This window comes from Streptomyces sp. A3M-1-3, assembly GCF_024213665.1.
Classification (GTDB): Bacteria; Actinomycetota; Actinomycetes; order Streptomycetales; family Streptomycetaceae; genus Streptomyces.
The window spans coordinates 1-14,482 of the sequence record NZ_JANAVP010000059.1 but is presented as its reverse complement, the minus strand read 5'-3'; the positions used below and the strand labels follow the sequence as shown (position 1 = coordinate 14,482).

The following is a 14,482-nucleotide window of genomic DNA, read 5'->3' as shown; positions in this document are numbered from 1 at the left end:
AGCAGTTCATGCAGAAAGCCGATCACCTCGTGACCGTCGGCGTCATCGCCGAACGTGTCGGTGAGGAATCGATGCCAGCAGGGCGTCTCCATCTCCTGCGGGCCGACGGCTGTGGAACGGGAGAGGAAGTCCTTGTTCGGGTCCGCCGTGCGCACGAGACCGCTGCGCAGGTCGACGATGCCGGCCGGGGTACACAAGGCGTACGGGTCGGCGTCCAGCCGGGAGGCGTTGAGGACCATGCCGGGCGCGCTTCTGGCCTGGGTGAGCATGGCGTTCATGCCCGAGGTGCTCAACGCCCGTCGGCGGTGCTGCTGGAGAGCCTGGGCGGAGTGAATTCCGCGCGGGTCGGTGCCGGCGATGTTCTCCGCGAGGTCGCCCGCGGCCCAGAGGACGGTGTCGTCCTCGTCCATCTGCCAGCGTGTGGTGTCCCAGCGAAACCAGCCCAGACCGGGGACATGCCGGTAGTCGTTGGCATACAGCTTCACGAACAACTTGGCGTTGCCGCGGTCGGTCAGCGTGTCGGGCACCAGCCCGGCCGCCGTCGCATGCTCAGCCGGGGCCGGGGGGCGGCTCTCCGTGGCCTGGGCGGGCAGCGGTGTTGAGGCCTGGGCCAGGATCTGCGCCGCTACGGCCTGAGGGTCGAAGTCGAAGCCGTCCACGCCGGGCGGATTCACCGGCGCCTCCCGAGCTCCAGGGGATGCCGGGAACCGGCGCTCATACCGCTGCGGATGATCTGTGCCACACGGCGTTCCTGGCCCGGGCGGGCCACCTCGGCGATCTCCTGGAGCGCACGCTCGGCCGCGTCGTGGCTGAGGTGCCCTGCAGCGACGAGACCGCCGGCCGTGTACGCGGCACGGTTGAGCTTCTCCGAGAACCCGGCCCCTTCCGCCGTCGCGGCACAGCCTGCCACCTCGGCAAGAAGGGAAGCGAGCGTGCGGGTGGCGCGATCACGGCCGCCGCCGGCGGCGATGACGGCCTGCCGGGCCCGGGCCGGCACCGGCCGCGGAGCAGAGATGTCGGGCGCCGGCAAGTGACCGGTGCGTTCGAGCTCCTGGGCAAGCCACCGGGGCAACGGAGCGGGCTGCCGGGCCGCTCCAAGCGGTGTGTAGGTACCGGCGCTGATAGTGGTGCCGGGCGCGATGATGTATCCGCCATGGGCGCGGACATCGACCTGCCAGGCCAGCGCCCGGCTGCGGCTCGAGCCCGTGGAACACTGCCAGCGTCGACCGTCGGTGGCCCGGTACCAGACATGCAAGCCGCCCGAGGGGGTCCGGACGCGCAGGGTACTCTCATCCGCCGCGGGGCTGGACACCCCTCTGAGAGCGGCGAGGACGGCCAGCGTGTGAAATCCGTTGGCCAGGCCCGTGAGGTCGACGTGGTCGGAGATGGGAATCCCGGGCAGGAGCCGGTCGCGGACAGGCGGTGTCTGCGGGTGCGCGTCGATGTCGATGACGACGAGGCCGGCAGGGCCGCAGGCGACTCCGACAGCCAGACGGGGATTGGTGCCCCACCACTGGTTGATGCGGCTGTGGTCAAGCGTGGCGGCGTGGAACCCGTGGCACCAACGACCGGCGGCAAGACAGGCGCAGTTGCTGTGGGTGTGGCCCGGCTGGCGGCATGCGTCGCAGCTCGCGGCGGGTGTCTTACGGCCGGGGGCGAGCGGATGCACAGGCCAGCCGTTGCCGGCGCACCACCTGGCCGTGGTCAGCGGCAACGCAGCGCCTGAGGCGTCAGGGACTGACTGCCGTGAGTCGCTGCGAGAAAACCGCAGCTCAGCAGGCATGTCGTTCCCCTATCAGCGACCAAAGCGACTCAACAGTGGACACAGAATAGCGAAGAGGGCCTCCGGGGGGGGCACCCCGTGAGAAAAAGCACCGCACCGTGGCGATGCATTGGGGGATCAGCGACTGAAGCAGCGACCCAGAGTGGAGCAGCGACCTGGAGGCTTGGGTCGCTGTCGGTAGCGGAGAGAGAAAACCCCACGTCAAAGACTTGGCGAACATGCATCAGCGACTGAAGCGACTCAACACTCCTATATATGACGCACACGAAACGCATCTGGTGTCTTCATATACCTGTACCGATGGTCGCTTCAGTCGCTGCAGTCGGTAGAGCAAGGCCTCTGACCTGCAAGATCTTCAGCCTCCTGGTCCAGCGTCACCATCAGCACAGTCGCTGGCTTTCAGTCGCTGGTTCGGCGACCGTCGGCAGCCCGCTACCGAAGCGACCCAGCCTCGGCACGTCCCCTCTCCCCTTACCCGGGCGCTCTCTGTCCAGGACTCGGTCGCTTCAGTCGCTCCCCTGGACGCCCGTGTCGGGCCTGCCCGACATCGTGGGGAGGCAGCTCCTGCACGCCTCCGGCCACACCTCTCGGCTCATCGGTGACTCCTCGGACGCCGTGCGAATGCAGGACTCGACGCCGGCCGGCACTTGTACGTCGAGCACAGCCATGGGCTGCGGCTCGACGTGCGCGGCGCAACTGGCCGTCCCTGTACGCCTGGGCCGGCAGCTCCTCGACCACGGGCAGCCACACGTCCGTCCAGTCGGCGGCGCCCGGACAGCCCCGGACGAGCCGGACCGCGGATGTGCGACATCCCGTGAGTTCCCCTGAGCCCCGCTGAGTCCCCGCCCCCGTGGCCAGGGGGTTCTTCCTCCTTCGTGTGCTCTGCGGGCTTGTGACGTAACTTCGGGATTATGATGCGTTCTCATCTCGTCCGACCGATTCGCAGTCGGGTCGAAGGTGAGGAGGCTCGGGTTGGCGGCACTGGCAGTCGTGAGCACTGGTCGCCCGCGTCGGCTGAGGAGCTGGAGCGGTTCGAGACCGACGTGCTGTCCGGGTTCGTCCTCGCGCGGGCCTCGGCGGGTCTGACGTCACCGCGACCCCTCACCGATCAAGCGGAACAGAACGTCGAAACTCTCCCGCACCCCGGCCGAAACCATGCCTGACCAGCGAGAATCAAACGATCACGTTCGGTTGAGATACGGCTTCTCACAGATGTTCGGGGACCTACAGGTCGAACTCGATGTGCTCGAGGTCGGTGTACTCCACCAGGAGGCCGGCGGCGCGGCGGCCGCCGTCCTTGAAGTAGACCTCCTGGAGCGCTTCGGCGGCGATCTCCTGGAGATGCTGGTCGGACGCGCCCTGGTCACGGGCCTCGAAGAGGCGGGCGGCGTAGACGGGCGGGAGCGCCACGGTGAGGTGGCGCAGCCGGGAGTCGTCGGTGGTGCCCGGGGCCGCGGTGTAGCCGAAGCGGGCCCGGGTGTCGATGACGATGCCGCCGGTGGTCGCCGCCGCCTGCTTAGCCTTCGCGCGGATCTGCGGCTGCCACCGGCTCTTCACCTCGCGCTCCAGGCGCCCGGCGAGGGCCTTGCGCGGGTGCTTGATCTCGTCCTTCACGTACCGCTCCACGGTGCGCTGGGAGATGCCGAGCAGGTCGGCAACCGCCTTGGTGCCCTTGAGCTTCTTGACCAGGTAACGCATCTGCGCGGGCGCGGACTTCGGGATGGAACGGGTGAACGCCCGCTGCACCGCCTTGTCCAGGCCGTCCCCGAACATGCTCATCGCGGTCTACTCCCCGTCGTCCTTGGTGGTGACGTTGCCGTCCTTGATGTAGCGGGCCAGGTTGAGCTCGGGGCCGTGCTCCTCCCGCACGCCCTCACCCCACAGGGTGGTCTGGTTGCCCTCGTGCTTGACCATCCCGGGCGAGACACCGAGCCGGAAGCCGCCCGGCAGGGGCTTGCCGTCCTTGTACGGCAGGAAGTCCAGCGGGGTGGGGCCATCGGCCGCGTACACGGCGCAGTCCGAGAGGATCGCGACCGGGTACTGGCCCGTCGCGGCTGCGTGCTTGAGCAGCTTGCGGTGCATGTTGATCCGCGTGCGGGAGATGACGGCGGCGCGGATGTCGGGCCGCCACGTCGGACGGGACAAGGCACGCCACGGCTCGCCGGACCGCCAGCCCTCGCCGCGGGGCCGCTCGCGCAGCTTGCCAATGCCGCCCTTCACGGTCGCCTTGATCGCGGACAGCACGATCGCCAGCTGCGGGTCCACCTGCTTGTGCTCCGCCATCGCCGCGAGGAAGTCCTCCGGCGACAGGTCGGCGGTGACACCCAGGTCGGCCATAGTGTCGACGTAGGCGTCGCGCAGCCGGTTGTACCAGCCGTCCAGGTAGCGGCCGTTCTCGTACCGGACGTACGCCTCGGTCGGCGCGATGTCGTAGCCGAGCTCCACCGCGTACGCGACGGTCGGCGTCGCGTACCAGGCCGGCCCCGTCGGGCGGTCGCCCTTCGGCGTGAACGGGCTGGGCAGCATCTCGCCGTCCAGGTCCTTCCACTCCTTGCCGACCAGCACTCGGGACAGGTCGACATGGGAGAGGTCGACCAGCCACGCGCCGGGCAGCTTCGGATCGAAGCGCGGGTTCTTGACGTGCGTCGGCGCACCCAGGCCGACGATCGTCCCGTTGGCTCCGGCGGCGAACGCCATGTTGACGTCGATGCCCACCAGGTTCGACCGGAGGCACTCCGCGTCGGTGAGCGAGCGCGCCCAGTCGTACGCCTCCTCCACCAGCACCTCGTCCGGGCCCCGCTTATGGAACCGGGGCAGGTCGGCGAGCAGCGGGTGTCCATCGGGCGCCTCGCACGGCGCAGGGTCGACCGGGTCCTTCCCCAAGCTGCCGGGGTTGTGCTCGCTGTGCCGCTTACCCGTCTCGTCCGGCTCGCTCGCGCGGGTCGGCGGGTGCAGGGCAGTCATCAGCTCCAGGCCGGTCACGGCAGTGGACCCGCGCGGCGTCATCACCCGTGACGCGTACGTGCCCAGGAGCCGGGCGAGTTCCGCCGGCGGAAGCTGCCCGGCCTCGCCCCAGTGCCGCGTGTCGAGCGCGTCCCAGCCCGGGATGCACAGTTGCACGCACATCCGCTCGGAACCCTTCGCCGGGCGGTAGATCCGCGCCCACGGCCCGAACCCGCGCTTTGTGAGCTGCCAGTCCGCCCGCGCGAGCTGCTTGATGACCTTGTGGCCCTCCGGCAGCCGCCCGGACAGGCGCTCTTCCTCGGTGAGGTGGAGCGGCAGGCCGTAGCGCTCACACGCGGCCTCGGTGAGCACGATCAGCGGGTCGGCGTCCTTGCCCGGACCGCTGAGCTTGGGCGCGCCCAGCTTGGCCTCGGACAGAGTCCAGTCGACCAGGGCCGGGATGGACTTGGCGGGCACGTCCAGGACCAGGCCGCCGACGCAGTACGCGAACACCTTCCCGTCCTCGACATCGACGACCGCGAGCGGCCCGTTCTCGAAGCGCGGGTCGAAGCCGGCCGCGGCCGTGGCGGGCTTGGCCGTGGCCTTCTTCGCGGCCGGACGCTGCGACGTCGACGACGGCCTGGCCGTGGCCGCCGGACGGGACGGGGCAGTGCGGGCGGGGCGCTGGGTGTTCTGTTCAGTATTCATGGCCGCAGCGTCCGGCGCCGGACCTGTGGACAGAGTCCGCGGTTCTGCGGCCTCACCCGTCGCGGGCGCGGTGGGGCCGGTGAACGTCTCGGGCACCGCCGTGTCCTCAACGGGCACCGCAGCGTTGGCGGGAGCGGGGTAGAGCTCCGCGAGCTGCTTGAGCAGCCGCGCGTACGCCTCGCGCTCCGGGGGCCGCGGTTCGGTCTTGCCGCTCTCCCAGCCGCTGACGGTCGCGCGGCGCACCTTCAGGGCACCGGCCACCTGGTCCAGCGTCAGGCCGTGCGCGGCACGCAGCCGCTTGCGCTCCGCCGGCGGCGGGAGCGGGGACGCGGACGCGACCAGCGCGTCGACCGCGTCGAACAACTCGGACATCAAGCACCTCCTGACGGACACTCTACCCCACGAACCGCATAGATCACGTTCGTTCGCCGTACGGATTGCGTACCTATCGCGTACGGATGCTATGTTGACCTTGATCTTCCGAGGCTCGCTGCCAGGGCCGGAGCCACGCATGGTGATGTCCGTCCGGGAGGACCGATGGGAAAGAGCGGCGTCGCGGGCGCTTTGTCCGAACGAGAGAGCTGCCAGGCGCTGCAGGGGTTGATCCTTCCGAGGTTCACGAAAGGCGCAGTACGCCAGGACCACCCGTCGTCGTCATCGTCGGCGGCCAGCCCGGCGCGGGAAAGACACAGATTCCTGACCTGGTCCAGGACGTTCTGAACCGCCGGGGCGGCACCGTGCGGATCAGCCGCGACCTCTATAAGGCCGCCCACCGGCACTACGCCGAACTGCTGGCCGCTGATGTCCGCACCGCCGGCGTGAGGGTCCGGCCGGACACCCGCCACTGGCAGGCTGCCGTTGAGGACCACGTGCGCGCCTACGTCTTCGACGCGGTGGTCGAGTCCGCCCTGGCCGTCGCCGAGGAGTTCCGTTCGTCGTCGGCCGCGTACCGGGAAGCCGGCTCCCGCATCGAGGTGGTGGCGGTTGCAACGCCCGAGGCGCTGAGCCAGCTCGGCATCCTGGACCGGTTCCTGTCCGAGGCGGTTTGGCGGTGGCCGGTATGTGTCGTGGGAGAACCACGATGCCTGCGCGAAGCAGATGCTCGTGACCCTGTCTGTCATCGAGGCCGAGCACTTGGCCGACCGCATCACCGTCGTACGGCGCGACGGCACGGTGCTGTACGACAACGAGCTGGTCGACGGCGCGTGGCGGCGGCGGCCCGCGGCGGAGAAGGCGGTGGCGTACGAGCGGTCGCGGCCCTGGAGTGCCCCCTCCCCAGCAGCGATCAACCCGATGATCACGCCCGGCCGGAGCCCCCCAGCTCAACCTGACAACGCCCGCTTCACCTTCGGTGAAGCGCAGCGCAGCCAAAGGCACTCCGGCGCGAAGCGAGGGGTTGGCCGCTTCGCGGCTCACGGCAAGCGCAGCGAGCTCCGGCCCGGCCCGGGACCCTCTGTCACATCCGTTGCGCAGCACCGGGGTTCAGTCCAGAGCGCGCCAGGCTGGCGATCGCCATCCGAACCAGTCAAGATCGCCTCTGGCGCAGGTCATGCTGCACGCCGGCGTGACGGGGACCTGGACGCACGCTAAAGGGGCCTTTTCTGACGGGTTGATCCTGAGTGCCTGTGAACGAACTGATCGTCTTCCATCCGACCTGCTGATTCATGGCGCTGCTCCGGCCGGAGAAACCGCCGGTTCAGTGCGGTATGTCCGGCCCTCGGGAGGCTTGTCGATCAGTTTGTTCACACGCACTGAGTCCCATCGGCATATCCGGCCGGGTGAATTCCGGCCGACGGGAAAAACCCTGACCGTCAGACACCTGGCACATGCCGAAGGAAGTTGAACGCTCGCCCATCTTGTCCGGAACTAGCCACTCCTGCTTCTTGTGCAGCGTTGAACAACCGCGAGAGTCTGTCCCCGCTCCCGTGATCTGCACCTGCCAAACCGTGCGGCCCCGGGAGCGCCATCGCGGTCCGTGGGCACCCCGGCGGACGCGGCACCGCTCAGCCCGTACTTGTCCGCAATCCGGTCAACGAAAGGTCCAGGTGCACCACATGAGATCAACCACCCGACGACTGGGCGCCATCCTGCTGCCCGCCGCGCTCCTGGCGGCCGGCCTGCAGTTGGCCGGCAGCCCAGCTCACGGAGCCCCCACATCCTCCCCCGAGCCGAGGCTCGCCCCGAGCGCAAGCGCCATCTCCGACAGCTGGATCGTCGTCCTCAAGGACGGAACAAAGTCCTCCCCCGACTCGGTCGCCCGCGAGCTGGTCTCCCGTAACCAGGGCCGGCTGACCCACGTCTACTCCAGCGCCGTCAAGGGCTTCGCCACCAAGATGACGCAGACGCAGGCACGGAAGCTTGCCGCCGACTCCCGGGTCGCCTACGTCGAGCAGGACTCCAAGGTCGCCCTCTCAACGACCCAGACCGGCGCCACCTGGGGCATCGACCGCATCGACCAGCGCAACCTCCCGCTGAGCACCACGTACACATACAACACCACCGCCTCCAACGTCCGTGTGTACGTCATCGACACCGGGCTGCGGACCACCCACAACGAATTCGGTGGCCGGGCCACCTTCGGCACCGACACCGTGGGCGACGGACAGAACGGCAACGACTGCAACGGCCACGGCACCCATGTGGCAGGTACCGCCGCCGGCTCCACCTACGGCGTCGCCAAGGGTGCCTCGATCGTCGGGGTCCGGGTCCTGAACTGCAGCGGATCCGGCAGCACTTCCGGCGTCATAGCCGGCGTCGACTGGGTCACCGCCAACGCCATCGAGCCGGCCGTGGCCAACATGAGCCTGGGCGGCAGCGCCAGCACCTCCCTCGACAACGCGGTCAAGAACTCCATCGCCTCCGGCGTCAGCTACACCCTCGCGGCCGGCAACGGCGACATCTTCGGCAACCCGCTGGACGCCTGCACCACCTCGCCCGCCCGCACCGCCGACGGGATCACCGTCGGTGCCACCGACAGCGCCGACAAGCGCGCCTCCTGGTCCAACTACGGTACCTGCCTGGACCTGTTCGCCCCCGGCGTGAGTATCACCAGCGCCTGGAACAGCAGCAACACCTCCACCAACACCATCAGTGGCACCTCCATGGCCGCACCCCACACCGCCGGCGCCGCCGCCCTCTATCTGGCGACCAACCCCACCGCAACTCCCGCCCAGGTCCGCGACGCCCTCGTCAACGGCGCCACCAACGGGGTCGTCCAGGACCCGAAGACCGGCTCCCCCAACAGGCTCCTCTACACCCTCTTCTGACAACCGCCGGGATGACGGGCAGGCGGCTGCCCGTCATCCCATGACTGCAAGAACGCACCAGGTGCCGACGGGCCGGACGCTATGAGCCCACCGGCACCCGCAGCGCACGCCACCCGCGTGACGGGCTGGTCGTCTTCGACTACCGCCGCTACAAGGACGACAGGGTCACCATGGCGCACGGAGTCGGCGAAGGGGTGTGTACGGTGATTGGTGTAACTCCCGGGTTGGAAGCGACAGTTGATGACTGACGTGATGGGTGACATCGAGGCCGGGGAGGCCGCCGTGGACGCCGTGGATGACGGTCTGGTCGCCGAGCTGGTGGCCCGGGCCGAGGCCGGCGGGGTGAAGCTGACGGGCGAGGGCGGTCTGCTGGCGGAGCTGACGCGGAAGGTCCTGGAGTCCGCGCTGGAGGGCGAGCTGACCGATCATCTGGGGCACGAGCCCGGTGAACGCGCCGCGGGTGGGCGGGAGAATTACGGCAACGGACACCAGAGCAGGACGGTGGCTACCGAGGTCGGGCCCGTGGAGATCACGGTGCCGCGGGACCGGGCGGGCACGTTCGAGCCGCAGCTGGTGAAGAAGCGGCAGCGGCGCCTGGGCGGGGTCGACGAAATGATCCTGTCGTTGTCCGCGAAGGGCCTCACCCATGGTGAGATCTCCGCGCACCTGGCCGAGGTCTACGGCACGGAGGTGTCCAAGAGCACCATCTCCACGATCACCGACAGCGTGATGCCGGCATGGCCGAATGGCAGAACCGCCCTCTGGACAGCGTCTACCCGGTCGTCTTCATCGACTGCGTGAAGGTGAAGATCAGGGACGGGCAGGTCGCCAACCGGACCGTCTGCATGGCCCTGGCCGTGACGGCGGACGGACACCGGGACATCCTGGGCCTGTGGGTCGGCGACGGCGGCGAGGGGGCGAAGTACTGGCTGCAGGTCCTCACCGAGATCAAGAACCGCGGGGTCCGCGATGTCCTCATGCTGGTCTGCGACGGACTGACCGGCCTTCCCGAAGCCGTCAATGCCGTCTGGCCTGCGACGATCGTGCAAACGTGCGTGGTTCACCTCCTGCGGAACAGCTTCCGTTACGCGGCCAGGCAGGACTGGGAGAAGATCGCGAAGGCGCTCAAGCCCGTCTACACCGCGCCGACCGAGGACGCCGCTCTGGAACGCTTCATGGAGTTCAGTGAGGCCTGGGGGAGGAAGTACCCGGCGATCGTGCGACTGTGGGAGAACGCCTGGGCGGAGTTCGTCCCCTTCCTCCAGTTCGACGTGGAGATCCGGAAGATCGTGTGCACCACCAGCGCGATCGAGAGTGTGAACGCCCGCATCCGCAAGGCCGTTCGGGCCCGCGGGCACTTCCCAACAGAGCAGGCCGCGCTCAAGTGCGACTACCTCGCGGTGATGAGCCTGGACCCCAAGGGCACCGGCCGCAAACGCTGGACCATGCGCTGGAAGGCCGCACTCAACGCCTTCGACATCGCCTTCGACGGCCGGCTCACCGCCGGACGCCGATAGAAATCAACCAACCGAGTTCCACCGTTCGCTACACACACCCCCGTCAGGGCGCTGAACTCCCCGGACTGGTGCCGCGTGATCCACCCGCGGTCGGCCAGTCGTCTCGCCCGCGAGCGCACACCCTCGATCTTCGCCGGCACCGGCTCCAAACCCAGCGCCGCCGCCAGATCCCTGGCCCGCATCCCGCCCCGGCCCTCCGTCCCGCCCTCCAGCACCGAGATGATCCGCTGGTACTTCGGCGCGAGGACCGCGCTGGTCAGGTGCTCGCTCCGGCGGGGAACAGGAGACCCCGCCATCGCGGCGGCACCCGCCTCCACCACGTCCACGGCCTTGGCGACCGGCTCGGCCAACACCTCCACCACCGCTTCCCGGGCGATGACCAGCCGTTCAAGAGCCCGCTCGGCCTCATCGAGCACAGCAGCGATCCGGGCCGCCTCCTCCCGCGCCCGCTCGACCGCTTCCCGCGCGGCCGACTCCTTCGCCTCCAGCAGACCCAGCACCGACGGCACCGGCCACCTCCACCCGATCAAGAAGCAACACGACGCCCCAACGCTGCCTCTCCGAAGAGGACTTCATTCCCCACCAGCGGAAACTCAACAACCGCGATCGGTATGAATACGGCCTCTCAGCCTGGGCCTGAACCAACTCGGGTCAGGGCCAAGATAAGGGTCTGAGCAGCGGTGTCGCCGGGCATGGCGGCAGCGACTGCTTCAGCCGCTCATGCCCGGCGGGGAAGACACCCTTGGCCCACGCGTCCTGCCCCCAGGGCCGGCTTGTGTCCTTCCTCGAAGTTGATCCGCATGATCGTGAGCTACGGGCAGTCGGTCGTGTGCCACACTTCGCTCACCCAGCCGTCCACGGACGCGATGCGGGTGTTGTCGGGGCCTGGCCGGGCGAAGCAGTCGGTGCAGTCGACGCCTTCCGTCTCCGGATGGTCGGACATCGCGCAGCTCCTGTATACAGAGGCAGAGCCTGCCATTCCCGCCAGCGTCTGACGAGGCGGTTTCTTCGGCATCTGCGCCAGAGGACCCGGCGACCGGCCCCAGCGCCACGCCGTGGCCATCCCCTGTCAGCCCCCGAGCCTGGGCGTGCACCTCGATCCAGTCCTCGTACGCCGTTTCGAGGTCATACAGGAGGTGACCTGGCCGAACAAGCCGTCGCCCCGGAGAAGGCACTGCACTCCTCTGCGGACGAAGGGGGCTCTGGGGATGTCAGCGTCGGCTGAATCGTGACCCGAACTGGGGCGTGAGTTCCCTCAGCTACCGCAGTTCGGCCGTCGTCGAGAGGGGGCTGCCAACCATAACCACAGTGCTGGCTATGAGCCTCAGCGCTATGGGGGTCTCTGCCGCAGCGCCCTATCTTGCTGTTCCGTGGTACGTGTGATGCACGAGGTGCGCTTGACGTGGGTTGCGTGAGGAGAACGCGGATGGGCATGGAGGCCGAACGGACAGCGAACGAGGAACGAGAGAACGTCCTGTCCCGTATCGCGCTGCGGTTCACCGCGATCACCGAGCGCTGGTTGCCGGATGCTTTCGGCTTCGTTCTCGTTGGCACGTTCGTGGTCCTGGCGCTTGGCCTCCTCACGGGCGCTCCGGTCACGGGCACGCCCGACGATCCCGAGGCGACCACCGGGTACGGTCTCGTGGACGCTTGGGGCAAGGGCTTCTGGTCGCTCATCCAGTTCACGCTCCAGATGGCGATGATCATTATTGGTGGCTATGCGGTGGCTGTGTCACGGCCGGTGGCATGGCTGATCTCCCGGCTTGCCAGGGTGCCCCGCACCCCCCGCGCGGCCGTCGCTTTCACCGCCGCGGTCTCAATGGCCTCCTCGTACCTCAACTGGGCCTTCAGCCTGATCTTCACCGCGATCCTGGCCAAGGAGATCTCCCGGCTGGTACGCGGGGTCGACTACCGGGCGATCGGCGCGATGGCGTTCCTCGGGCTCGGCACCGTCTGGGCGCAGGGACTGTCGGGCTCCGCCGCACTTCAGGTGGCCAGCGAGGGCGCGAGCCCCGAGGCTGTGCAGAACGTCATTGCGGAAGGCCGCGGATCGGGCTTGATCCCGCTGACCGAAACCATCTTCCTGTGGCAAGGCATGGCCGCCACTGCTGCCGTGTTCATTGTCGCGGTGGCCCTTGCCTGGTTCCTCACCCCATCGCCCGCGCGTACGAAAACGGCCGAGGACCTGGGTATCCGCCTCAGGCCGCTGCTGGAGGAGCAGTCCTCCGGCAGCGGCAAGGACTCCGAAGCCGACAGGCCCCGGCGCCCGGGTGACTGGCTGGAGCACAGCCCGGCATTCGCGGTGCTGATCTTCCTTCTCGGTACGTGGTATCTGTTCCGCTACTTCGCCTCGGCCGCGGGTAACCCGCTCAACGCTCTCGACCTCAACACCATCAACCTGATCCTCATCCTGCTCGCCCTGATCCTGCACTGGCGCCCCGTCCGGCTCATCGCCGCCGTAAAGGAAGGTGTTACTGCCGCGTCCGGGGTTCTGATCCAGTTCCCCTTCTACGGCGGCATCTTCGGCATGATTGCCTTCACCGGCCTGTCGTCCACGATCGCGGGCTGGCTTGCGGGCATCTCCAACGCGTTCTTCTATCCGGCGCTCGTCGCGATCTACTCTTGCGTTCTCGGGATCTTCGTACCGAGCGGCGGCAGCAAGTGGGTCATCGAGGCGCCCTACGTCATCGATGCGGCGAACCAACTCGAGGTACACCAAGGCTGGATGGTGGTCGTCTATGACCTCGGCGAGGCAAGTGCCAACCTGCTCCAGCCCTTCTGGATGCTCCCGACGCTGGCGATCCTGGGACTCAAGGCCCGCGACATCATGGGCTACACCTTCGCCATGTTCCTGGTCTGCTTCCCAGTCGTCCTGGTGATGGTCACCTTGTTCGCGCAGACGCTCTCCTTCCCGTGAGCCCGACCAAAGGGCGGGGTCCGGGAGCGGTGTCATGCGGTACGGGTTGTTGGAGTGAACCTTTTCCAACATGGCTGTGGGCACTGGGCGGGGATATCGGCTGGGCCCGAAGGAGATCGTCGAGCGGCTGCTGGAGACGGGCGCCCTCGGCTGCAACCGGAGGACCGTTCCTGATCGCGGGTTCGATGACCGTCCATGGTCTCCGCGCGGAAGGCCACCGACAGCGGTACTTCATCACCTTCGTGGGGCACTGGAAGACGTACGCCCGCCCCGTCCACGGCACCGGAGATACCGGACCAGTATGAGGAATCTCCGGCCTCTACCTCTACAGCCCGTGGAAGTGCCGGAGGACTACACCGCGGATGCCGGCGACCCCGGCGTCAAGGAGCAAGTCCCGGCCCCGACGAAGGCCGGCTGACTCCCAGCCGCTCCACCGCCCCCTCCCGGACCCCGCCGACACCCCATACCCCGGATGTCAGCGGGGTCCGGGACGCTGCTCCAACGTATGCCCACTTGGCGCTCTAAGCCTCGATCCACCGACGTAGTGTCTGTGGACAACTTTCAGGGGGAACGAGGAGCAACAGGAGTGGACGCCGTTGAGTCGATGCCGGTGGTGAGGGAAGGCCGGGCGTCGGCTATGCGGCAGTGTTGTGCCGAGTGCGGCGTCAACGCCGGCGGACGGCGGACCGCCCGCGGAGCGCTGGGTCTTGTAGCCCTTGACCCGCGGGGCTATCGTTCGCGGGTCAACGGCTTCCGACGGTGCACCCGAAGCTTAGAGGCCGTCGGGCTGGGCGTCCCGATCGTGGGGGAGCAGCCAGAAGGGTGCTCAAGCGTTCTCCCCTCCTTCAGCGTTGAGGCCAATGCCGGGGTAGAACTTTCGCTGGTTCGAAAGGATCATTCCTTTGGGGCTGTTGATGGCGACGGTCTCCCGGATGCGGGCAGCGAAGGCACGGGAAGAGACAGGGATGGCGTCCTCCAGTCGGCACCAGCTCTGGTAGGCGCTGTAGAGCTGAGCCTGTTCAGCACGCATCGCAGGACCCATTGTGCAGCACTCGTCGAGGAAGCGGCCGGTGTGATCCTCTGTCTCCGCGTAAGCGGTGGTCGCGGAACGCACCTGCTGGGGGCCGGTAAGGTCGCGCGAGCCGGCCAGGTAGCGGCGGGCGCCGTCGATCATCCAGTTGAGGATACCGGGGCCTTCTTCCGTGACAAGCACGTCGGCCAGGTTGTCCACCTTGCGGTCATCGGCAACGACGCGGTCGAAGGGGATCAAGCGCATCCGGCGCCAGAACGCGAAACCGCCGGTGCCGACCTCGGGTCGGTGGTTTCCCAGAAGCCACAGTTTGTGGGT

7 protein-coding genes and 5 pseudogenes are annotated in these 14,482 nt (G+C 68.2%); 5 read left to right on the top strand and 7 right to left on the bottom strand.

The window, feature by feature from the left end; genetic code table 11:
- From NLX86_RS33755 to NLX86_RS33740, 4 genes and pseudogenes are all read right to left on the bottom strand, one after another.
- Window positions 1-674: pseudogene (locus tag NLX86_RS33755) on the bottom strand (DNA primase); the annotation flags it as partial.
- Entirely contained in the window at window positions 671-1,669 is a 999-nt protein-coding gene (locus tag NLX86_RS33750) for a bifunctional DNA primase/polymerase (RefSeq protein ID WP_254375642.1), read from the bottom strand. The pseudogene NLX86_RS33755 and the gene NLX86_RS33750, both read right to left, overlap by 4 nt.
- A gap of 1,338 nt (window positions 1,670-3,007) precedes the next feature.
- Window positions 3,008-3,562: an XRE family transcriptional regulator gene (locus NLX86_RS33745; protein WP_254375640.1), complete on the bottom strand. Its 555-nt coding sequence runs from the start codon at window positions 3,560-3,562 to the stop codon at window positions 3,008-3,010.
- Window positions 3,563-3,568: 6 nt separating this feature from the next.
- Window positions 3,569-5,806, bottom strand: coding sequence for a helix-turn-helix transcriptional regulator (locus NLX86_RS33740; protein WP_254375639.1), 2,238 nt, complete (start codon window positions 5,804-5,806; stop codon window positions 3,569-3,571).
- A gap of 209 nt (window positions 5,807-6,015) precedes the next feature.
- Between NLX86_RS33740 and NLX86_RS33735 the strand changes: the two are divergent.
- The 4 genes and pseudogenes from NLX86_RS33735 to NLX86_RS33720 all read left to right on the top strand — a co-directional run.
- Window positions 6,016-6,414, top strand: a pseudogene (locus NLX86_RS33735) (zeta toxin family protein); the annotation flags it as partial.
- Window positions 6,415-6,496: 82 nt separating this feature from the next.
- Window positions 6,497-7,024, top strand: a complete 528-nt coding sequence (locus NLX86_RS33730) for a zeta toxin family protein (RefSeq protein WP_374214024.1) — start codon at window positions 6,497-6,499, stop codon at window positions 7,022-7,024.
- Between the two features lie 455 nt (window positions 7,025-7,479).
- Window positions 7,480-8,700: a S8 family peptidase gene (locus NLX86_RS33725; RefSeq protein ID WP_374214023.1), complete on the top strand. Its 1,221-nt coding sequence runs from the start codon at window positions 7,480-7,482 to the stop codon at window positions 8,698-8,700.
- 252 nt (window positions 8,701-8,952) lie between these two features.
- Window positions 8,953-10,217 (top strand): annotated as a pseudogene (locus NLX86_RS33720) (IS256 family transposase).
- Between the two features lie 811 nt (window positions 10,218-11,028).
- On the opposite strand, the gene NLX86_RS34635 reads toward NLX86_RS33720, so the two are convergent.
- Window positions 11,029-11,160, bottom strand: a complete 132-nt coding sequence (locus NLX86_RS34635; RefSeq protein WP_302062060.1) for a hypothetical protein — start codon at window positions 11,158-11,160, stop codon at window positions 11,029-11,031.
- A gap of 483 nt (window positions 11,161-11,643) precedes the next feature.
- On the opposite strand from NLX86_RS34635, the gene NLX86_RS33715 reads away from it, so the two are divergent.
- A complete protein-coding gene (locus tag NLX86_RS33715) occupies window positions 11,644-13,134 on the top strand; it encodes a short-chain fatty acid transporter (protein ID WP_254375637.1) in 1,491 nt (496 codons plus the stop codon).
- 640 nt (window positions 13,135-13,774) lie between these two features.
- Here NLX86_RS33715 and NLX86_RS33710 read toward each other — a convergent pair.
- Both NLX86_RS33710 and NLX86_RS33705 read right to left on the bottom strand, forming a co-directional pair.
- Window positions 13,775-13,954, bottom strand: a pseudogene (locus NLX86_RS33710) (DUF6009 family protein); the annotation flags it as partial.
- A 6-nt stretch (window positions 13,955-13,960) separates the two neighbouring features.
- Window positions 13,961-14,482: pseudogene (locus tag NLX86_RS33705) on the bottom strand (primase-like DNA-binding domain-containing protein); the annotation flags it as partial.

Coding starts and splice junctions, on each gene's coding strand:
- NLX86_RS33745 (WP_254375640.1), bottom strand. CDS start 3,562: ATGAGCATGTTCGGGGACGGCCTGGACAAGGCGGTGCAGCGGGCGTTC.
- NLX86_RS33740 (WP_254375639.1), bottom strand. CDS start 5,806: ATGTCCGAGTTGTTCGACGCGGTCGACGCGCTGGTCGCGTCCGCGTCC.
- NLX86_RS34635 (WP_302062060.1), bottom strand. CDS start 11,160: ATGTCCGACCATCCGGAGACGGAAGGCGTCGACTGCACCGACTGCTTC.
- NLX86_RS33715 (WP_254375637.1), top strand. CDS start 11,644: ATGGGCATGGAGGCCGAACGGACAGCGAACGAGGAACGAGAGAACGTC.